General features: G+C 40.7%; 11 protein-coding genes. 1 reads left to right on the top strand and 10 read right to left on the bottom strand.

Annotation, left to right across the window (positions count from 1 at the left end):
• Positions 1-258: 258 nt before the first annotated feature.
• Entirely contained in the window at positions 259-2,070 is a 1,812-nt protein-coding gene (locus BVC89_RS23995) for a S8 family peptidase (RefSeq protein WP_086933638.1), read from the bottom strand.
• A gap of 675 nt (positions 2,071-2,745) precedes the next feature.
• Here BVC89_RS23995 and BVC89_RS23990 point away from each other — a divergent pair.
• Positions 2,746-3,966: a TolB-like translocation protein gene (locus BVC89_RS23990; RefSeq protein WP_086933637.1), complete on the top strand. Its 1,221-nt coding sequence runs from the start codon at positions 2,746-2,748 to the stop codon at positions 3,964-3,966.
• Positions 3,967-4,190: 224 nt separating this feature from the next.
• Here the strand turns inward: BVC89_RS23990 and BVC89_RS23985 are convergent, their stop codons facing one another.
• The 9 genes from BVC89_RS23985 to amaB all read right to left on the bottom strand — a co-directional run bounded on the left by BVC89_RS23985 (position 4,191) and on the right by amaB (position 22,641).
• Complete coding sequence (locus BVC89_RS23985; protein WP_245929206.1) at positions 4,191-5,630, bottom strand: S8 family peptidase; 1,440 nt, start codon at positions 5,628-5,630, stop codon at positions 4,191-4,193.
• A 940-nt stretch (positions 5,631-6,570) separates the two neighbouring features.
• On the bottom strand, positions 6,571-8,703 hold the full coding sequence (locus tag BVC89_RS23980; protein ID WP_086933636.1) for a glycoside hydrolase family 6 protein: 2,133 nt from the start codon (positions 8,701-8,703) through the stop codon (positions 6,571-6,573).
• A gap of 852 nt (positions 8,704-9,555) precedes the next feature.
• A complete protein-coding gene (locus BVC89_RS30220) occupies positions 9,556-11,916 on the bottom strand; it encodes a cellulose-binding domain-containing protein (RefSeq protein ID WP_086933634.1) in 2,361 nt (786 codons plus the stop codon).
• Between the two features lie 811 nt (positions 11,917-12,727).
• Positions 12,728-13,357 (bottom strand): hypothetical protein, encoded by a 630-nt coding sequence (locus BVC89_RS23965; RefSeq protein WP_086933633.1) that lies wholly within the window; start codon positions 13,355-13,357, stop codon positions 12,728-12,730.
• 189 nt (positions 13,358-13,546) lie between these two features.
• Positions 13,547-15,781 carry a M14 family zinc carboxypeptidase gene (locus BVC89_RS23960; protein WP_158658098.1) on the bottom strand — a complete coding sequence of 745 codons (2,235 nt, stop codon included), beginning with the start codon at positions 15,779-15,781 and terminating at the stop codon, positions 13,547-13,549.
• Positions 15,782-16,263: 482 nt separating this feature from the next.
• Positions 16,264-17,451, bottom strand: a complete 1,188-nt coding sequence (locus BVC89_RS23955) for an acyl-CoA dehydrogenase (protein WP_086933632.1) — start codon at positions 17,449-17,451, stop codon at positions 16,264-16,266.
• Between the two features lie 20 nt (positions 17,452-17,471).
• Positions 17,472-18,512, bottom strand: a complete 1,041-nt coding sequence (locus BVC89_RS23950) for an ACP S-malonyltransferase (RefSeq protein ID WP_216825037.1) — start codon at positions 18,510-18,512, stop codon at positions 17,472-17,474.
• Complete coding sequence (locus BVC89_RS23945; protein ID WP_086933630.1) at positions 18,509-20,752, bottom strand: thiamine pyrophosphate-dependent enzyme; 2,244 nt, start codon at positions 20,750-20,752, stop codon at positions 18,509-18,511. Before BVC89_RS23945 ends, BVC89_RS23950 begins: the two co-directional genes overlap by 4 nt.
• Positions 20,753-21,141: 389 nt before the next feature.
• The gene (gene amaB / locus BVC89_RS23940) at positions 21,142-22,641 is read right to left on the bottom strand and encodes an L-piperidine-6-carboxylate dehydrogenase (RefSeq protein ID WP_086934731.1); all 1,500 of its coding nucleotides are present in this window, start codon (positions 22,639-22,641) and stop codon (positions 21,142-21,144) included.
• Between the last annotated feature and the right edge of the window lie 94 nt (positions 22,642-22,735).

The raw sequence follows: 22,735 nt of genomic DNA, 5'->3' as shown, positions 1-22,735 counted from the left end.
TACATTTCTGAGTGTTCTTTATTAATTAGAATTAAGGGGCTGCCAAGAGCCATTAAGATACTGCCAAGCAGCACCGAGGAATTGCACCTGAAAGGCTATAAAGGTAATTATTTAACGAGATAAATATATATTGATCAAAGGAAAATTGTTAGAGCTTGTAGCCAAGGCCTTAAGCTCTAACGAAGTACAGCGATTAAAATCTTAATCGCTGTAGGAGGGGATATTGTTATATAAAAATGTTTAAACTTGGCTTAAGGTTTAGTCGTAAGAAGCTACTAAACTTACGCCAGAGTAATTTCTATAACCAACTAACATTACATGGTAAGTGCCAGCAGGGAAGCTTGAGAAACTGCAGGTCTCATTATTACCATTGCGGAATGGACGGCAGTCGTAAGTTGATGTTGTTGGCTCGGAACCAAACCTTACATAAAGGTCAGCATCACCTGATCCACCGGTCATACGGAAAGATAGGTTAGAGGCACCAGCAGGAACTTGAAAAGTAAAACGAGTGGTAGAGTTTCGAGCTCCAGATAAGCTAGTCTTTGCAACACCGTCTTGAAGTACAGAACCACTAGGCGCTGGTGTTGGTGTTGGGTTTGAACCGCCGCCGGCAGCTGCAACTGCTGCTGCTGCATCAACGATACCTTCACCACATCCGTTACAGGTACGTGGGAAAGATCGAGCAGTATTTTTAAGGATATTTTCTACTTGTGTTGGAGTAATCGATGGATTTACCGAGTAGAGTAAAGCGGCTGCTGCTGCTACATGCGGTGTTGCCATACTTGTGCCTTGATAAAACGCAAGAGAATCAGCACCTGGGCCACGTCGACCAGCATTTAAAGTAGAAAGTACACCGTTGGGATCGTTAGCTACTCGTGTCTCACCACCTGGTGCAGCAACATCCACGGGGCTACCGAAGTTTGAATAGAAAGCACGTCCACCACTGCGATTTGTTGCTGCAACAGTAACTACTCCATTACAGTTTGCTGGTGTAGCTGGTGGTATGTTTCGAGATGGATCACCTGATACTACGTCCGCATTTGAATTACCTGCGGCAACAACAACTGTCGCACCTAAACTGCGAGCCCTATTAATCGCAGATTGCATTGTTGAGCCACATGCACCACCACCGCCAAGGCTTAGGTTAAGTACCTTTGCAGGGTTGGGGTTTGCTGGCACGCCAGGAACGTTTCCGCCTGCACCCCAAATGAGAGCGTCTGCAATATCAGAAGTTGATCCACCACAACGCCCCAATACTCTGATAGGCACAACTTTAGAGCCAAATGCCGCACCTACAACGCCTGTGGAATTTGCTACAGCTGCAATGGTTCCTGCCACGTGGGTGCCGTGCCAGCTGCTGTTAGTGCCTCGTCTACCTGGTATACACTCATTATCATTTGTCCAGTCACCTTCATCTCGTGCATCTGAATCGCGACCGTTGCCATCCTGTGCCGTTTGCGCACTAGATATAAAGTCATAACCGGGTAAAAGATTTCCGACTAAATCTGCATGTGGACGATAACCTGTATCGAGAACACCTACTACAACACCGGTTCCAGTAGTAGTATCCCATGCATCAGGAAGATTCAGTCCTCCTGTAGACTCAAAATAATGCCACTGCTCGTTATAGCGTGCATCGCTAGGCGTGAACATGGGATACATTCTTGTATCTGGCTCTACCATTTCGATGTTGGGATCGGCCATCATCTTTTTCATGATTGATTTTAATTCGGCTTCAGAAACTTTATTTCCTAGCTTAACAATATGCGCACCAGTAGCAATTTTTCGTAGATAATTTACTTGTCCGCCTGTCACATCAGACACAGCATTAGATACAGATGCCATTGATGATGTTGAGAGCGACGATAGAAAATTTTGTGGCGCATTGTCTTTATATTTTACAATGAGTCTATCTGTTGTAGCGGGGTTTGCTAACGGTGAAACAAAGCTAGTTTGACTTGCATCGTCCATAACCGCTGCATTTACAGTGTTTGCGGCAGCTGCAATGGCAACAGCACTAGCCAGCACTAGCTTTTTAATTAAGCAACCTGAAGGCATTATATTTTTCATTGCGAATATTCTCCGGTCTAGAATTTATGTTCATATTTTTTTACAACGTATAAAATCCTGTTTTTATTTTTAGATCCGATTTAATGCAAATAAAGAAAAGAAGTAAAAATGTTTTTTTTTGTTAAAAGCTATTGTTTTTTTTCTGTGTGCAATGTTTTTGCTTTTATGTAACGAAAGTATCCCGATAATCCCTCAATATTTTTGATTAAAAAATTAATAAAAAATATTTTTTGTGAAATAAGACTAACTTAAATTAAATTATTGGCGCGAAAAACTTTTTATTTTTATTATTTTATTTAAAAATATCGAAATAATTGTTTTTAGGTTCACATAAGAGCTGTTACTTTTTATTTATAATTTATTTCTAGATGTAACAAAAAAATACATGTTAAGTAAAATTTTATTATGTCGATCTAGCTATTCACTTAAACACTGTTATTGACCTGGTCACAGTGTTTGAGATGTCAAAGTACTTGAGAAAATTACTTAATAATAGAAAGATGTTTTTTGTGTCACTTTGATGATGTAAATTCAACCAGGATATTACTTAAACTAAAAGGCTAAGTGTAGCCTGTAACATAGACAGAGCCTATGCAAGGCTTTATCCTGAGCAGAATTAAATAAGTTATTAACCCACCGGGTTACTGAGTTATAGGTTTTCTGAAGGTAATATTGATGATTTTAAATGATAGTAAAATTGGCGTAGAGAAATATAGACCATTAACAAAGCTTAAATCTTGTGTGGCTTTTTCTTTTTTATTCCTGCCTTTGATATCTGATGCGCAGGTATATTTCAACGCGAAAATTTTTGGCCCGGTAACAAATATCTATTCTGTTGATCAGCAAGGAAAAATAGAGAAAACTACCGAAAATAGCGCTTGGCGTGATAGGGAACCCAGTATCTCAAATAAGGGGGATGTTGTATTTAGCTCTAACCGAGAGCAACAAGTGAAAGTGGATTTAAAACGTAGCTCGGAAAATTTTAATCTCTATATAAAGAAAAATAAAACAAAAGAAATAAAGCCTTTAGTGGTTAGCAAAGCTCAAGATATCTTGCCACGTTTTAATCCGCAGGGCACACAAGTCGCTTATTTAAAGGTAATTTCAAAAAATAATGTAGAGTTGCATAGTGTTGATGTCAGTGGCGAAAATGATACTATCTTAGTACAGGCTAATAATATTTTTGACTTCTCTTGGTCTCCCAATGGCAAAAAAATAGCACTCTCTTCTATTAGGGGAGAAATGTCCTATATTCAGGTAGTGGATGTTAGAGAAAAAAACAATGAAGTATTACTTAAAGCCACTATCCCTTTAGAAAACCGAGATAAAACGCTACCCAAAGGTAAAGTGTCTAAATCGAATGATCTATTTTTGATAGCACCAAATTGGTCGCCTAATGGCAAGCATTTAGCTTTTATCAAGCACCCAGCCACTGCTGACAAAAGTAAAGCTCTTTATATTTTAGATCTTGCTTCTTTAAAAGAGCGGCGTATATCTGCCGAGGAAGTACAAGTGCAAGCGCCAGTAAATTGGTCAGCCGACGGTAAACAATTGTTGTATTCCGGTTTAGTAGGCTATCGTTATTATTATGATGAAAGCAAACGTGATCGAGTTTATGAAGGCGGTATGCATATTTTTGTTGCTAATGTTAGTGAAGGCGGATCTCATGATAAAAATATTAAACAATTAACTAAGGGAGATCACTTGCATAGTTATCCTGTATTTTCTCCTGATGCAAAAGAGATTGCGTTTTTGTATGCCGATAAGCTTGGCGATGTAAGAACTGTTGCTTTGAAAAAAATGAAGCTCAATAGCCAAGATAAAAATATTGAAGCGGGTGAGATTGAGGAATTGTATTCCAGTGTTGCTCGTGATTCGAAAATTGTTTGGCGCTAATAGTTGGTGTAAATAATTGCTGGTTCTAATTACAGGTTCAACTGTAAAAGGCAAACCTAAAAATAAAAAGGGGTAATAACTTAATATTCCCCCTTTTATTTTTTACACAAGCGATTTATTTTACTTGGATTTTATTGCTAATTAATCAAAGCATAGCTCTACAATGATAGTGCCTGCGTTACAAGTAACTGTTGACGTTGTTGTAGCATATATTCCGTCTACTGTTAACGATTAACTGCATCAACTGCCGCTGCTGCATCTACAATACCTGCACCACATCCTCTGCAACGTCTTGGGAAAGAGCGGGCAGTGCTTTCAAGAATATTTTCTACCTGATTAGGTGTAATCGAAGGATTAACCGAGTAAAGTAAAGCTGCCGCTGCTGCTACGTGAGGCGTTGCCATACTTGTTCCTTGGTAGAAAGCAAGTGAATCATTTCGAGGGTTGCGACGACCAGTATTTAATGTTGATAATACGCCATTGGCTCTAACACTATTTGTTTCGCCGCCAGGAGCCGCTACGTCCACTCTATTACCAAAGTTTGAATAAAACGCTCGACCACCGCTGCGGTCAGTTGCAGCAACAGTAATGACACCATTACAGTTTGCCGGAGTTGCATTTGATACATTTTGGCTTTCATTACCTGCAGCAACAACGACAGTGGCGCCTAAACTGCGAGCCGTATTAATCGCAGATTGTATTGTTGAACCACATGCACCACCACCGCCAAGACTGAGGTTTAAAACCTGCGCTGGATTAGGGTTTGCTGGAACACCTGGAACATTTCCACCGGCACCCCAAATCATTGCATCTGCGATATCAGAAAGTGATCCACCACAACGGCCTAAAGCTCTGATGGGAACAACTCTTGAGCCAAATGCAGCACCGACAACGCCTCTGTTATTTGCTACAGCAGCGATGGTTCCTGCTACATGAGTGCCATGCCAGCTACTGTTCGTGCCTGGTCTGCCGGGCACACACTCATTATCATTGGTCCAATCACCTTCATCTCGTGCGTCTGGGTCGCGACCATTGCCGTCTTGTGCTGTTTGTGCGCTAGATATAAAGTCGTAACCAGGCAAAAGATTACCCACTAAGTCGGCATGTGGACGATAGCCTGTGTCGATAACACCTACCACAACGCCAGTACCGGTGGTGGTATCCCACGCAGTTGGAAGGTTTAAGCCACCGGTTGTTTCAAAGTAATGCCACTGCTCATTGTAGCGGGCATCGTTGGGGGTGAGCATGGGATACATTCTAATGTCTGGCTCCACCATTTCTATATTCGGGTCGGCCATCATTTTTTTCATAATTGCCTTTAATTCGCTATCAGAAACTTTATTTCCTAATTTAACTACGTGAGCGCCCGTACTCATCTTACGTATATAATTGACTTTGCCACCAACAACATCTAACACTGCATTAGATACAGATTGCATGGAAGAATCACTTAATGCTGACATTAAATTTTGTGGTGTATTATGTTTATATTTAACAATTAGACGATCAGTTTCTGCAGAATTTACTAACTGAGGAGAGAAACTGGCTTGACTTGTATCGTCCATAACTACTGCATTTACAGTGTTTACAGCTGCCGCAAGTGCAACGGTGCTGGCCAATGCTAGCTTTTTAATTAAATAACCTGATGGCATTATATTTTTCATTGCGAATATTCTCCGGTTTAGAGTGTGTGTTATTTTTTACAATATATAAAATCCTATTTTTTGTTTTTAGATCCGATTTGGTGAAAATAAAGAGGAAGAAGTGTTTTTTTAAAACTATTATTTTTTTATTTGTGTAATGCTTTTGTTTTTTATGTAACGAAAGGATCTCAATAATCCCTCAATTCTTTTGATTAAAAAAATAGTAAACTTTTGTTAAGTTAATCTAGAAGTTGATTTGAATGCTACTGTTGAATTGATTTCACTATTTAAAAGGTGAAAGTGCTTAACAATAAAAAAGTATTTTTTGTGTCACTTTGAGGGTGTAAATTCAGTCATGATATTTCTTAAAACCAAAGAATTAATTTTGGCTTTAATATAGACAGAACCTACGCAAAAAATTATCCATAAGGGAATTAACGTCAGTTAATAATCCGTAAGCCTATTTATTTATAGAGTTCTAAAGGTAATATTGATGAGCTTAAATGATAGTAGGCTTGGCGTAAAAATTATAGATCACGGACTTAGCTTAAATCTTATGTAGCTTTTTTCTTTACATTTCTGCCCTTGATGCATTATGCGTAGTTATATTTAAATGCCAAATGTTTTGGTTCAACAATAAATATCTATTTCGTTGATAAGCAAGAAAAAATTGAGAAAACTACGGAAGATGATACCTTTGTGTGACAGGTAATCCAGTATTTGGGGGAAGTGAGATATTATAGTTAGCTTTAGTCCAGAGCGATAAGTGAAAGTAAATTTGGGCGGTGGAAGTGGACTTAGGCGCAGCTCCAAAAACTTTAACTTCTATATAAAGACAGATAAATCAAAAGAAATAAAGCTTCTAAAGGCACACCTACAAATAAAAAAGGGGGAATATTAAATATTCCCCCTTTTGCGTTTTTGATGCAAACGATTTATTACGCTTGCATTTTATTTACGATTAATCAAAGCGCAGTTCTACAGCAGTAGCATCGGCATTGCGGCTAACAGTTGCATTGGTAACACCAGGCATTGAAATAGACTGGAAGAAACCTTGAGCGCCAGTGGTACCTGCAGATGATTGAATTTGAATATCAAAAGCTCCGCCAACAGCGTCGACGAAAAGATTGCCACTAATTGCTGGACTAAATTGAACATAGATAGGTGCTTCACATCCTAGATCAATTTGCTCTCTTGATCCGCTTAAAATAACAACTGGATTATTAGGATCTAATCCTGGGCAGTCGCTACGTGGTGGAGCTGGTGGTGGTGGTGGGCCAGCTGGACTATCGGCTGCTGGATACGCATTATCCAATAGTAGTTTGAAGGCTTCTGGGTACCAACGACCTGCATGGGGAGCATTATCAAGTGCGCCTGTTCCTGATTTACCGTCTGGACGAGTAGCTGTGGGATCACACATTGGATCGTGTTGTTTCGCTGGATCGTTTGGATCTGGCTCGAAGTTAGGATCGCTAATACCATCAGATTCACCTTGTGGTTTCACCCATACGAATGCGTCGATGCCATCATAAGGATCTGCCCATGGCTTAAAGCCAACGCCACCAGGTTGGTTACACCAGTTACCACGATGCAAACGACGGTCAATGCGAGATTCTTCTACATAGGTATCCACATTGGTTGATGTACTTGCTTGCGTTGGGCGATTAGGTCCACCCCAGCCATTTCGACCAGTGTCAATCAACATACCAATGCTTTCAGGTGCACCGCGAGCAATCATTGCCGCACGCCAATCTTGAGCGAAAGACTTTTCTTCGAAGTAGGGGTTGTACTCGTAGAAGCTTGCAGCACGAACTGGCATACCGCCAATACTTAAGTTGGGGTCTTGTAAGAAAGGTTCTACTGTTGGTGCATAGTTTGCGCTGTTAGTAACAAAGCCAGAAATGCTGTCCCAACCTGCGTCGGTGCTGGTTACTACATCGCCGATTAACTCAACAGCGGGGCCAAAGTTACTAGACCATCCCAACCATCCTGAGTTAGCAACATCAAGGTATGAATATACATTAGGTACTGTGGCTAATTCGTTAAGTGCGTGTCTTATACCGTCACGGTAGCCGCCAGGGCCATTAGCTTCCGCGCAATCAGGCACATTTAGGTTGGTCACTAGGTTTGGAAGTGAATCAACCTCGATAATTGCGACAATGCGGATATTTCTATATTTAGCATCAGAAACAATTTCTTTAATGGGTGCAATATATTCATCCATATAGCGTTGGAAGCCATTTTCAGATATACGTAATTCACCATTTGACGCAAGTGCAGCACAGTCACGATTAGGAAGATCGTAAACAACAAACATAAACATTTCAGCTGATTGCGCGAGAGCTTCATCAAGGTGGCCGCGCAGACCGATACCATCGGTTATTGCACCGATGCGATCCATCCATACTGCAGTGTTATAGCCAGCAATTGCCGCTCCGCCTGGTTCTGCCGCTGCACGAGAAGACCAGCCTGGATCAATGTAGAACTTAGCATCGCGGAACGGGTTATCAACGCGTGCGCCAGGAACCGGAGTAGGTGTTGGCACTGGAGTTGCGGTTGGCGTAGGAGTCGGCGTCGCTGTTGGTGTTGCAGTAGGTGTTGGTGTCGCCGTTGGAGTAGGTGTTGGTGTTGCAGTAGGTGTCGGTGTCGCCGTTGGAGTAGGTGTTGGTGTTGCCGTTGGAGTAGGTGTCGCCGTTGGCGTTGGGCTAGATGAACACACATTGCCACCCACTGTAGGGATCTCCGCGGCACCAGCACCTTTAGAACCCTGCATGCCAAATTCTACTGATTGGCCAGCAGGGATTGTGCTATTCCAGCTTAAGGCTGAAGCTGTGTAAGGATTACTTCCAGATACGGTTGCATTCCATGAATTAGAAACGGAGTTGTCACCAGAATAAGACCAATTAACATTCCAACCGTCTATTGCAGTGTTGCTGTCATTAGTAATGCGAATTTTAGCAACGAAGCCGCTATTCCATTCGTTGTCGATAATGTATTCGCAATTAGCTGCATGGCCCGACGCAGCATACAAGCTTAGAAGTGCCGCACTTAATGGCTTCAGCCATTTGCGCAACACAGGCTTTGATTGTTTCATGCTTTTTCCTCTAGTGGGTTGTGTGTGTTTACAAACATACATAGTGATCAACGGTGTGGAAGTAGGTGTCGTCGATCGTATTAATCATGTTTATGCTTTTATACAAAAACACTCATATTCTTTTTATAGCTGTGATCACATGATTGGCGATGAGGTTAAGATAATTATGAACTTTCTTCGTTCTAGTTTCAGAAAAGCAGGGTTCTACTTCAATACTTACAAAGTTAAACAAACGAAGATGAAAGTTAAACGTTTAACTAAGAGTATTGTTGGGTACAAGTATGCGCATATGGCATGGAAAGCTTTGTAAGATGGTTATTTATAATACTTAAAAAATAAACTACAAGGTCGAATAATATTTGCGCGTAGTATTTTTCTAATTAACAGAAGGAAAAAATACTTAATACTTTGTCCTATGTCTCATTTATTAGTTCCCTACATCGATGCCTAATAATTTTTAATTACGTGCTAAATATTAACTATTTTATATGTGAAAATGTGAAGTGTGTCCACTACAAAAATATTGTATAGGATCTAAGTATTTAAAGGTACTATATTTAAGTCGAGTGAAAAATATTTATTTTGTTGTATATAGATTGGATAGCTAACAAGTATTGTTTAAGCTCTTCTTTTAAATAGGATATTTAACTAAAAATTAGCTTTAAATAATTATGAGAGATAAGGCCTTGAAATTTTAGGACTGTTAAAAATAGTTTATGGCGAATCTAGCGATATATTTAAAAACGATAATAGAAATTATAATTTGTAATATAAATAAATTATAATATTAATAGGAAAGGCTTCAGTTCGAAGCCTTTTAGCCATTACTATGAATTCGGCAAAATTGAAGTATTAATGCCCAAGTTCAATAATTCCCCAAACCCCAAGATTATTGACAGTCATTACTGTGTCGCCTGAAGCATTTTGAGATAAGGATAAGCGTGAAGAACCCCCTCCAGGTAAATGCAAGGTAGCTTGAGTGATGGCTTCATCAAAGTAACCATCAGGAATGGCAATACTGATATTGTCCAGCTCAGGTGTTGTTCCGTCGACAGAGTTAAGCGGACGGTTTAACAAGTGAATAATATAAGGTGCATCGTTATTACTTTTATGAACCCGAGAGAGCGCTGTCACTGTGTCATCGGCAATTGAACCACTTATGCTGACAGAAATGTTATTGATTCTTAATGCATCAATAGCTGCCGCATCGCTTGATTTAGTCAAGTCTAAAACTTTATTGCTATATCTGTTTAACAATGCCTGTTGCTCTGCAGTGAGATAATTACGATCTCTATCCACAATAATTGTGTCGTATTTAGCAAAATCTTCTACTCTGGGTACAACTGGGGTTCCAGGGTCACCAAAAATAAGCAAGCCAAAGTTTAGGTTGCTTTCAATTAACTGACGAATACTTCCTAACATGGTATTGCTGCCATCAATCCATGTCGCATCGAGATAGGCCATCATGGATGACACTAAACCAATTTTGGAATAAGCCTCATAATCATCGAATAAATCGGCGTTATTACTGACAAATTGGTAAATATCACGGTAGTTGTCGGCATTTATATTCCAAACACCCGAGCCTCCTACCCATACTGCTGCGGGAACTGAAAAGATACCTCCCATTGCGTAGGACTGAGCAATCCAGCCACGGGCTTGTTGAGGCGCATTACGGTTGAATAAGTTTGCAAACTCCCAAGGATAGGGGAAGTAAATTAAAGTTTTATCCACTGCTTCAGCGGCTTTTAAATGACCAATGATATTAATTGGCATTTCATTTTTAAAATTAGCTGCACCCATTGCATGTTCGCCGGCAAGGAAGCTGATGTTCTTATCAAATATATAACCCCGAGCTTCCGTAACAGCTGTGGTTGCACCAATTTCAATATTGGGATCAATTGAACGAATATAACTCAGTATCTCGGCCATTTTTTCATTCAATACTTTGCGGTTAAAGTATATGAAATCTTCCATCAGCGGCACGCCACCACTGACTCTATTAGCACCTGCCATATAGCTGGTGTGAGTGTAACCGGCACTTATTAGAAAGTTACGATAGTTAAAATCACTAATATCATTAATGCCTTTTGCACGTAATTCTACTTCAGTGTAATTATCATCCATATATTCTCTGAAGCCATCCATTGCCCAGCGTGAGAAGTCGCCACCAAATTGATTCAAGTCGGTAGATCGCGTTGAGGATGTTTGTGAATCAAACATAAAGTGTGAAATATTAGCTTTAAATATTTGATCCACTTGAGATTTGAAATAATCTACAAACGCTGGGCTGTGATTACTAACCCAACCGGACTCATAACCTAAATAAGTGGGATCTTCTGGGCCGAAATCCCATGACACAACGTCGTTATCTAAAGTGCGAACCCAGTGTTCATCGGGCCTATCCTGAAATTCAATAAACCATTTCCAAGCCCAGTCAAATTCACTGCGTGCGGTATATTCCAAACCTTGATTTCTATATCCCTGTACCTGATTTGCCCAATTGTTGATAGTGGTATCGTTATAAAAGTTTTGGTTAGGTGGATGTCCCCAAAACGCACCAGTAGCGCCAAAATTACCATAGCCGGGTAGACCTCTGTTTTGAGGATAGGTGTACCACACAGAAGATTTTTCTATTTTACGATTAGCAGGTATTGCAATAGGTGGTTCCATATGCAACGCATTGCCTGGAATTGGCGTAGCCGTTGGTGTGGGCATTGGCGTCGGTGTTACCGTTGGAGTGGGAGTGGGAGTTATCGTCGGTGTCGCTGTTGGGGTAGGCGCTACCGTTGGGGTAGGTTGAGGGGTGCTTGTAGGTTGTGGATTAGAAGAGCATACGCTACCACTTAGTGTAGGGATTTCGGCTGCACCAGAACCTTTAGATCCTTGCATACCAAACTCCACTGATTGGCCAGCAGCAAGGCTACTGTTCCAACTTAAGGCAGATGCAGTGTAAGGGTTAGTACCTGATAATGTCGCATTCCAACTATTGCTAACGGTATTATCACCAGAGTAAGACCAAGTAATGTCCCAGCCATTAATAGCACTATTACTGTCATTGGTGATTTTAATTTTAGCAACAAAGCCATTATTCCACTCATTGTCGACGATGTATTCACAATTGGCTGCATAACCTGACGCAGCATACAAACTGAGGAGTGCAGCACTTAATGGTGTTAACCATCTACGTGCGACTGTGTTTGACTGTTTCATTATTTTTCCTGCTATGGATAGTGTATGTTTAAGGAATTTACAATGACAATAGGTCTTAGTATGAAACATAGTTAACCTGTTAATCATATGTAAGCTCTTATAAAAAATATAAGTATTACTTGATAGGTGTGATCAGATTCTTAGCAAGAAGACTAGAAGAATTGTGAATGCCCTGCGTTCTGATTTAAGAAACAGAAAGTTTTGTTTGCGATTTTTGTAAAAAATAAAACAGAGAGAAAAAAGCCGAACGTTTAGTTAACTGCATAATTTAGTTCAAGTATATGCATGTGGCATATAAAGCTTTGATACCCTAACCTTATAATCCTTTTCTTGTGAACGATATAATCGAATATCATCTGTGTTTGGTGTTTCTACAGTTAAGGAAATGTTAATAAATGATATGCTTTGTCGTATGTCTCATTTTGGATTTTATTTTTATTATTAAGTTAATTTTTAAATGTTAACAATTTAATGTATTAATTTGTGATGTATTTCCATTGAGCGGCAGTATATAAATCAAGCTTTCCAAAGCTTTGATCTTCACATTAAATAGAGAAATGTTTGCTTCTTGTGCCAGGTTTACAAAGAAAAGGTCGTTTTAAATAGCTAAGAAAATCCTTATCTTAGCGTTTGTCATTTTAATCTTTTCGAAAGCCTTAAGCGAATATAGCGATATGTTTCAAAATGATAATTTACTATGCAATCTCTGTAAAATTGCAAATTACGATATTGTTTATTGCCATCTATGTATCATTATAAATATCTTTTAATAACGATATATTGGATAAGGCGCTGATAGCTAGCCCGTAAGTTAGCCTTCCAGGTTACTAGTCAAATTTTGTTCCATAGTTGACTCACCCTTTTTTTCTTGAGACAAACGTACTAGTGCCTTCATTATTGCACCTAAGCCACCTCCTTCATTACTGCTTATCGCTTTCTCTACATCTGCAACACTAATACCTAAAGACATTGCCAGCATCATTTTTTTAAACGGATCATTCTTAAGTTCTGCAACTGCAGCCGAAACTTTTTTCGATCCATCCATGCCGGCGAGTTTCAACAGCTTTTTGATTTTAACCTCAAGAGGTGCTGGAGATTCCAAAAATTCGTTAAATTTCTCTGGAGATATATCGATCTTAAGAAGTCGTATGATAAGTTGTAAGCGAACCTTTTGATGCTCTTTTTCGGCATCTTTCATCTTCTCTTTAAAAAAGTCAGCGAGCTTTTGAATAGGCCCTTTATTTGATTTTTTTGACTGTTTATCTGAAGTACTCTTCGAGTCGTCTCCCTGTAATATCTTGAAATAGTTAACGCTCTGGCTTTTGTCTGATATTTTGAAATGTTTACTGTCCTGATTTTTAGTCGCAACTTCTTTAGATTTATCACCATCACGTTTCATAGTTGAATTGGACAGCCATGTTGGCTGAGTATTAATCTTCATTATTTTGCACCTCGGTGATAAAAATATAAGTTTAGTTAGCGTTTAATAAGTGATCGGCTAGCAAGAATAGTTCAACTACATTAAGTTGCATTAGTTATTGATATGTTAATAGAGATGAAATGGTACGCTTATCTAGCCCGAGTCTAAGCCCGGACTAGAAATTACTATATTTTTTATATTTACATAAAACTAAAAGCTGATAGTTTCTTCTGTAGAACAGTTGCTTACTGAACCAGCTTCACATACTTGGAAAGTGTATGTTCCTCTTGAAGTAAAGTTGCGATAGCGGCCATCATTCGCTGTTGTCGTGAGCAATGAACCATTGCGATAAATATCGACCTGTGAGGATTGTGCATCACCCCAAGCGACATCGACCCAGTTGTAAAAGAAGAAGCTACCAGATGATAAGCTGATAGTAATATTACCGGCAGTTGGCTCTGTTACAGAAATTGTTTCGGTGATGCTATCACTGGCTGAGCCGTCAGATACAGTAAGGCTCACATTATAACTACCACTTTGGCTAAAGGTGTAATTCACATTACTGCCTGTCGCATTGTTGCCGTCTCCGAAGCTCCATTGGTAACTATTGATATTGCCCGTGCTTTGAGAAGCATCGAAGGTGCAATTTAGATCATTACAAATGCTGCTAAAGCGTGCTTCGGGCTCTGTTGGTGTTTGGCCATCTCGAATAACCAAGAACTCAGCAGAAACAGCCCCCCAAACATTACTGGCATCTCTTGAGCGTACAAAAACTATATGCTGTCCTACACTTAGCCCGCTGGTATCAATAGTTGCTGTAGCTTCCTCTGTTTTTTCATTAAAGGCTCCATCAGAAGCCGATAAGGCTATGGCATTGGCACCACTTTGCCAGGGGGGAGTATCAATATAATATTCTACGGCAGCTATATTTTGTGTGGCCTCGGTGCCGTTACGGGAGCTGAAACGTGTATCTGTTACCGCGGTATTAAGGGTTACTGGTGTACCAGCGACTACACCAGAGTCGGTGGCATTGGCACTAAGTGTTATTGTTGTAACATCGGGGCCTGCTGGTGTGATATAAGGTGTTCTTACCACTTTGGCGGCATATATTAATGCGGGTATATTGTCGGGCTTAATTGAATTATTAAATACCGAGCAACTTTGGAAAAAACTTGTCCCCAATTCAAAAGTAAATGCAGCGACCCCAAGTTCTGCATAACTAATACTATCGCTGGTGCCGTCGGTGGGATAAAGCCCAACGGATTGTTGCGGGGTATAGCCATTAAAAAATGCAAACTTACGCCCTAATGTTTGTAATGCGGTACCGTTTGGTGCGACACTGTTGACGTCTCCCCAAGGCCACAATACTAACTCACTGAAGCTATGGATATCTAAGTGTATGCCACTGGTATCAGCTGGCGCTGCATCGTTATCATTCGGCCCACGACGATCCGGAAAAATACTACGCACATAGCTTTCAAGGGCTTGTACTTCAGGCTCTGAGCCTGCAAATGGGCCACGATAGGTTAAATTACACTGGTTACCGCTTGAACCTACGCCATTAGTAATATTCCAACGATCGCTAAAATTACGATTTAAATCAGCACCTCGAGTATTGGATGTTGGACTACAATAGTTTTGATTAACATTTTTGCGCCAAGAAAGCCCTGTTTCTGCTTGTTTTCGACCATCTGGATTGGTCTGTAACATGAGATGAATTTCGTGATGATCCAGTAGCCAACGAGCATCTGCATCATTTTGATAGTTGTCCACTAACCAATTTGCAAAAGCTAATACCAGTGGCGCTGTAGTGTATTCACGCGCATGTATTGCACTATTAATAAATAGTTTGGGCTTATCACCGGTAGTCGTTTTGTTGGTTAACACTAATACCTTAATGTCATAGCCACCAAGCCCTTGGGTCTTTTCCCAAGAATTTCCTACATCAATAAACTCAGCTAAATTAGGTTGTTGCGCAACAATTCTATCTGCTTCTGCAAATGTTTCTTCTACAGTTTCATAGCAGGCATAACCTGGAATTGCAGCTGCTTGACTGGCGCTTTGAAATTGTAAACTTTGTTGTATTTGTTGTAATTTAATATTTCGTTTTTCAATAAATTTACTTGCGGGTTTAAAAGTAAAATCAAAATCTTGAAGCCTCTTTATTTCCTCCGGGGTTAATTCCAAAATAAGATAGCCGTCGTCGAAATTAGCTTCATGCAATTGTGCATGAAAAGATATAACTGCCTTGCGGCCTATATCAGCATTTGGAAAATAGGCGCGGTAAATGTTGTTTTTACTTCTTTCCTCCAAAATAGCTTGTTGCGTTGTCAAGGCTCGATGTGCTGCATGTTCTGATGCTGTATGAGCTTTGGGTGTATCTGCAAATGTAGACACTGAAGATGCGAGAAACAATGCTAAAGAACAGTGTTTTAAGGTATTCATAGTGCACTCTTGTGTTAGAAGGGAAATGGATAAAATTCCTGCGTTAAATGCTAGGAATTTCAAAATAATAGCGAGATTAGTGCCTTACAGAACGCCTATTAAGAATAAAGAATAAAATGTTCAAAAATATATAGAGCTTATCTTTTTAAGAAAATAATATTTTCTTTTCAAATTAATAAATCATGTGTTGAACACAGGTACTGGTGTGGAAGGGTATTTTTCAAAAAATTAGTTAGAAATATTATTTTTGTTTTTATTTTAAGTGCCAACAATACTGCTCTTATGGCATTTAAAACTGCTTTATAATGTTTGTGGCGTATGTAAAGAGAATTGCAAGGCGCTTGGAAAGAAAGTGGTCAGATAAAAGTAAGGCAAGTACTAATAAAAAAAGTTTATCTTACCTTACCGGTTATATCATTAAATTTAATGATATAACCTATCTTTTAAAAAATAATTATTTTAACGAGCTCTGATCTAGTGCACTAAAAAGATGCTATACCCGTAATAGCGCGCCCCAATATTAACGCATGGATGTCATGAGTGCCTTCATAAGTATTAACTGTTTCTAAGTTGACCATGTGACGCATTACCGGGTATTCATCAGAAATGCCATTGCCTCCTAACATGTCGCGAGCATTACGAGCAATATCGAGAGATTTACCACACGAATTACGTTTAATCATCGATATAGTTTCAGGAGATAACTGGTTTTCATCTTTTAATCTTCCGGCTTGCAAACAGGCTTGTAAAGCAATAAAAATTTCTGTCTGCATGTCTGCAAGCTTCTTTTGGATAAGCTGATTAGCGGCGAGAGGGCGCTTAAATTGCGATCTCTCAAGAGTATAATCCCTTGCAGCCCTCCAACAGGTTTCAGCCGCGCCTAACGCTCCCCAGGATATGCCATAACGGGCATTGCTCAAACATCCCATAGGCCCTTTTAATCCCACTACATTTGGCAACATGTTTTCTTTTGGCACAATGACGTCTTGCATAACGATTTGGCCGGTAACGGAAGCCCGTAAGCTCAACTTGCCTTCAATTTTAGGGGCACTTAAGCCGGGCATACCTTTTTCTAAAATGAAACCACGAATGGCATCATCCTCATCGCTGACTTTTGCCCAGACAACGAAAACATCAGCAATAGGGGAATTGGTAATCCACATTTTCGCACCGTTGAGACAGTAACCATCGTCTACTTTTTTTGCTCGAGTAATCATACCGCCGGGATCTGAGCCATGATCGGGCTCAGTTAAGCCAAAACAGCCAATCCACTCGCCTGTTGCGAGCTTTGGTAGATAAGTATTACGCTGCTCCTCATTACCGTAGGCAAAGATCGGATACATAACTAAACTTGATTGTACACTCATCATTGAGCGATAAGATGAATCTACAGCTTCCACTTCTTTTGCTGCTAAACCATAGCTAACATAACCAACACCATAGCAACCATAGCCTTCGATCGTTGAGCCAAGCAGACCTAGCTCGCCCATCTCCCTAAAAATATTTGGATCTGTTGTTTCTTCACGAAAAGCCTGTTGAATACGAGGCAGAAGCTTTTCTTGCGCATACTGTCGAGCAGTATCGCGCACCATACGCTCTTCTTGTGTTAATTGGCTTTCTAAATTGAAAGGGTCTTGCCAGTTAAATTTGGGCCATTTTGCAGATGTCATAGTGAAAACCTGTTTGATCGTTATGAGTTTATAAGCAAATTACGTTGATCTTCGAACCCCATGCTCAACACAAAAGGATCATCTTGTTGTATACGCTTAAAAGTTTGCTTGCTATCAATGTTGCGCCAATTCATTTTAATCAGCTGCTGAGCTGTGGGTGGCCCGAGAGTTGTTCCTGGGCCTAAAATAATCAGGCAGTCGGGTGCAAACTCTTTACAGGCAACATTTATTGCCTTTGAGTAATTATATGTCTGGCACACCTGATGATCGAAGGTGTACTGAAACAATGCTTCTGCTTCGGTACTGTGTGCTTGCCAAATATGACCTCGGCCATCAATAAGGGGAATTTTAGGTGAAGCAAGTATCTGTTTATCGAAAGTATTGATGGCAATATCTGATATGGGCTTCATTAATGGACTGTGAAATGCCCCATGATTAGGTAAGGCAAATGGATAGCGGCCTTGTACTTTGGGTAGTGCATTGAGTAATTGTTTAACAGCATAATCATTCGCTGCAATTACTGCCATAGAACCTAAGTCAATGGATTGATAAATTTCCGCTTGGTTATCTTGTGATACCGCTTTTATTGTATCACTGAGTTGTTGGACTAAAGCTTCATCATGTTGCCAGTTATCATCACATAGTGGAAATAAGACTTGCCCTCCTTGGGCTTGTTTATGCATCAGTGTGCCCATCGTGTTAACAATGTGCATGCCGGTATGAAAATCTACAGCGCCGCCGGCGGCGAGTGCTAGATACCAGCCCATGGAGTTACCTGTGACTGCGACAATATCGAACTGTTCTTGATCAATACTTAAAAAGTCGGCCATTGCACAGGTGTAAATAATTGCTGAAGCATTGTCACCAGTGTTATGTAAAGACGGTTTATATTTTTCAGCAGCGTCTAATTCACTTACAGGTGGCTGCTGACTATCACGGCGGTAGGCATCCATCCCACTGATAAACGATTTTTTATCGCTGTGATATTGTTTTAGAAAGCCTAATTCCTCTTTATTGTAGGTGCCTCTACCTGGGCAGATAACCACGGCACTGCGTTTCATGATGCGGCCCTCTTGTTGTTACTGCTGTGATTTATATTCTCAGAGCTTTGTTGCTGTAAATTTATGGCAGCCTCGACGATATCATCGACACTTAGTAGCACTTCGTAAGCGGCACTACCAAGAGGAATAAAGCTGTCTTCAGCATTTATTCTAGCAATATTTTGTGGGCACTGTTGCTCTTGCAACATGGTTATAATGGCTTCGCTCACTGAGCCTGAGCGACGACATTCATCGACAATTAAAATATTCTCGCAATCATTGATTGCTTCTAGTATTGATTCTTCTGGTAATGGATGTAACCATCTTATATCGATCAAGCGCACTTGTATGCCGTGCTCTTTTTCTAATTTAAGAGCTGCTTGGTTACTTAAATAAAAACCATTAGCATAACTTAGAATACACAGATCCTTACTATCACCCACTACCTTAACATCACCGTAGTTAAAGGCATTATTTATAGCCGGCGGTTGGTATTGTGATGCCCACAGATTATCTCCAGGCTCGTGCAAATCCATGGTGCCATAAAGTGCAATAGGCTCGATGATAATAACGACTTTTTGTTCTCGCCTCGCCAAGTCAATACAGATTCGTAAAATGTGTGCGGCATCTTCACCATTACTGGGGGTGGCGACAATAATTCCTGGAATATCGCGAAAAACAGTAAAGGAATTATCATTGTGAAAATGACCGCCGAAACCTTTCTGATAAGCAAAACCTGCAATTCGAACGACCATTGGGTTGGTAAATAACCCTCTAGAAAAAAATGATAGGCTTGCCGCCTCGCCGCGAATTTGATCTTCAGCATTATGAAAATATGCCAGGTACTGAATTTCAGGTATAGGTAAAAAACCGCAATGCCCAAGCCCAATGGCGAGACCCAAAATACTCTGCTCATCAAGTAGAGTATTGGTGACTCGGGCCGGCCCAAACTTATCGTGTAAACCTTGTGTTACACCGTAAACACCACCTTTTACCGCTACATCTTCACCGAAGACAACGGTGTTTTTGTGCTGTAGCATAATATCTGCTAGTGCAAGGTTAATATGCTTCGATAAACTTACAGGTTTATCAAGGTGGCGTTTATCTTTTTTAAAGAGTTTTTCCCGTTCGTCATTGCTAACAGGGATATTCTCAAGCTTGTGCTGTGGAGAGGGCCAAATACTGTCCATGACAGCCGCTGCCGATGTTAATTTGGGGCGCTCAATTGCAGCTTCGGAAATACGGGTAATTCTCGCTTCAAGATCTGTATATAATCTACAAATCTGTTCGCCACTCATAATATTGCGGTTAATTAATAAACTTGCCGAATACAATAATGGATCATTGGCCTCTGTCGCTGTGATCTCATCATTTTTATGATAGCTGGCTTCGATATCAGAACCTGCATGCCCCATCAGGCGCACTGTTTTAAAGTGCAAGAATACAGGTTTACGTGTGCGTCTTGTGTATCGTTCAGCTTCTTTGGCCGCTCGGTAAGTATCGAGAATATCAAGGCCATTACAGCTAATATATTTTAGGCCTGGTTTGTGACTAAAATTAGCTTCCACCCAACCTTTGGGTGTATGAGTGGAAATACCAATGCCGTTATCTTCACAGATAAAAATAATAGGCATGGGAGATAATTGGTACGATGCCCAGGCCGCTGTATTAAGTGCACCTTGCGCTGTCGAATGATTTAATGAAGCATCGCCGAAATTACACAGGACGATACTGTCCTTATCCAATCCTACATTGTCATATTGAACTTTTTCATAAAGACCTAGTGCATGAGCAGCCCCCATTGCCTTAGGTAAATGGGAGGCTATAGTACTGGTTTGCGGTGGTATCCATAGATCTTTTGAACCAATAACTTTATGCCGTCCTCCAGAAATAGGATCATCACTACTGGCGACGAAGGATAACATGGTGTCGTATAAAGGGGTGCTACCGTGAATTTTCTTGGCCCGTTGCAAAGCCAGTGCACAACTTCGGTAATGCAAAAAAGCAATATCATTGCTTTTAAATACCTTACCAAAAATAGCATTACCTTCATGGCCAGAACTACCAATGGTATAAAAACTCTGTTTGCGGCTACTCATACGACGAGAAATAATATCCAGCAAACGACTCATTAACTGAGTTTCAAATATATCGACCAGCTCACTATTGGTTAATGTTGCGGTCAAATGAGAAGCGGAGGGGAGATCAGCTTTACTCACCCGTTCAATAAAATTGTTGTGGATGATTTCAGAGCGGTTCATGCAGACATCTCATATTTAAACATCATGTATGGAAGTTAAAACGTTTTATTCTTTTCGATATCTTGCCAGGGCCAACAAGCACCAATGCTATTAGTGATGACCGGCCCCAGTGGATGGTAAATAGAGCACTTTTATATCACAAAGTTCTTTAAATTTTCTTGGCTTTACACTACCGCAAAGCCAAGAAAAGGGCTTTCGCCTGTTACTAGCGTAACGAAAATAAAGAGTACTCTTAGGTATCAGACCTTCGGAGGCTGCTTGACAGTACCTCGGTGCCGCTTGACGGTAAGCCGACGCAGAGCGCACAAGGATGTATTCACAGCGTGTCTGTTACCGATGAGTATTCTTTTCATGCATCTTAATAGTAATAGCCATTAACTGGCCCTAACTTAAAGATCAAATTTTATTCCCTGCGCTAAAGGCAACTCGCGCGAATAATTGGTGGTAGAGGTCATACGACGCATGTAAGCCTTCCAAGCATCAGATCCCGATTCGCGACCGCCACCGGTTTCTTTTTCTCCGCCAAAAGCGCCGCCAATTTCAGCACCGCTAGTACCGATATTGACGTTAGCGATACCGCAATCACTGCCAACCGATGAAGTGAACAACTCAGCTTCGCGCACATCCGTGGTGAATATGGCAGATGACAAACCTTGTGGCACATTGTTTTGCAAGTGAATAGCTTTTTCTAAATCTCGGTACTGGTAGATGTACAAAATGGGTGCAAATGTTTCATGCTGCACCGTTTGTTCACTAATTGGCATTTCTACTAACGCAGGTTGTACATAGAAAGCATCTTTGCTGTCTACTGGCATAACCCGTTCACCACCGAGTACCTCGCCACCATTTTCTTTGGCGAGTACTAGGGCACTTTGCATTGCATCAAAAGCTTGCTGGTCAATCAGTGGCCCAACCAAATTAGCCTCATCTAATGGATCACCTATGCGAATACTTTGGTAAGCTTTTTTAAGTACTGGCACTAATTTGTCGTAAACATCTTCATGAATAAAGAGTCGACGTGTGCTGGTGCAACGTTGCCCAGCGGTACCCACCGCACCAAAGACAATAGCATTGGCAGCCATTTCTAAATCAGCTGAGGGTGCAACGATAATAGCGTTATTACCGCCTAATTCTAAAATGCTTCGACCGAAGCGCTGCGCTACTACTGGTCCCACTTTACGACCCATGGCGCAACTGCCAGTGGCACTGATAACGGGTACACGTTTGTCGGCAGCTAGTTGCTCACCAACGTTTCGTTCACCAATAATTAACTGGGATAAATTGGCTGGCACATCTCCCACTTCTTCACATGCACGCTCGAATAATTTTTGACAAGCAATGGCTGTGAGAGGCGTTTTCTCGGAAGGTTTCCAAATTACCGGATCACCACAGACAATAGCTAAGGCCGTATTCCATGCCCATACAGCCACTGGGAAATTAAACGCTGAAATAATGCCAACTGGCCCAATAGGTTGCCAAAGTTCCTGCATTTTATGGCCGGGTCTTTCTGAGACAATGGTTAAACCGTAAAGCTGACGTGATAAGCCCAGAGCAAAATCGCAAATATCGATCATCTCTTGCACTTCACCCAAGCCTTCTTGGTAAATCTTTCCACATTCCAGTGTTACCAAGGCTCCGAGGGCCTCTTTATGCTCACGTAAGGTGTTGCCGAACACGCGAATTAATTCACCGCGCTTAGGCGCTGGTACTTGACGCCATGCATGAAACGCCGTGACCGATTGCGCAATACAAGTCTCAACTTCTTCGCTGCTATAAGACTTTACTTGACCTATCATTTCGCCATCGATCGGGGAGGATACTTTTAAATCACCGGATGCAATGTCATCGGTGGTGAGATTCATCTTGGCAAATAATTCTTGAATTTTCATTTGAGCTTTCATCTCTCTTCTTTATGCCGTTTTATAGTCATTCAGCTATAGTTAGCAAATTAACTTTTCTTTTTAACTTTTCGGTGTTGTCCAG

The sequence above is a fragment of the Agarilytica rhodophyticola genome, assembly GCF_002157225.2.
GTDB lineage: Bacteria > Pseudomonadota > Gammaproteobacteria > Pseudomonadales > Cellvibrionaceae > Agarilytica > Agarilytica rhodophyticola.
This window is presented reverse-complemented; position numbering and strand designations above follow the sequence as displayed.

What these genes read in the sequence shown, in the direction of transcription:
- BVC89_RS23995 (WP_086933638.1), bottom strand. Translation starts at nt 2,070, where the DNA reads ATGAAAAATATAATGCCTTCAGGTTGCTTAATTAAAAAGCTAGTGCTG.
- BVC89_RS23990 (WP_086933637.1), top strand. Translation starts at nt 2,746, where the DNA reads ATGATTTTAAATGATAGTAAAATTGGCGTAGAGAAATATAGACCATTA.
- BVC89_RS23985 (WP_245929206.1), bottom strand. Translation starts at nt 5,630, where the DNA reads ATGAAAAATATAATGCCATCAGGTTATTTAATTAAAAAGCTAGCATTG.
- BVC89_RS23980 (WP_086933636.1), bottom strand. Translation starts at nt 8,703, where the DNA reads ATGAAACAATCAAAGCCTGTGTTGCGCAAATGGCTGAAGCCATTAAGT.
- BVC89_RS30220 (WP_086933634.1), bottom strand. Translation starts at nt 11,916, where the DNA reads ATGAAACAGTCAAACACAGTCGCACGTAGATGGTTAACACCATTAAGT.
- BVC89_RS23965 (WP_086933633.1), bottom strand. Translation starts at nt 13,357, where the DNA reads ATGAAGATTAATACTCAGCCAACATGGCTGTCCAATTCAACTATGAAA.
- BVC89_RS23960 (WP_158658098.1), bottom strand. Translation starts at nt 15,781, where the DNA reads ATGAATACCTTAAAACACTGTTCTTTAGCATTGTTTCTCGCATCTTCA.
- BVC89_RS23955 (WP_086933632.1), bottom strand. Translation starts at nt 17,451, where the DNA reads ATGACATCTGCAAAATGGCCCAAATTTAACTGGCAAGACCCTTTCAAT.
- BVC89_RS23950 (WP_216825037.1), bottom strand. Translation starts at nt 18,512, where the DNA reads ATGAAACGCAGTGCCGTGGTTATCTGCCCAGGTAGAGGCACCTACAAT.
- BVC89_RS23945 (WP_086933630.1), bottom strand. Translation starts at nt 20,752, where the DNA reads ATGAACCGCTCTGAAATCATCCACAACAATTTTATTGAACGGGTGAGT.
- amaB (WP_086934731.1), bottom strand. Translation starts at nt 22,641, where the DNA reads ATGAAAATTCAAGAATTATTTGCCAAGATGAATCTCACCACCGATGAC.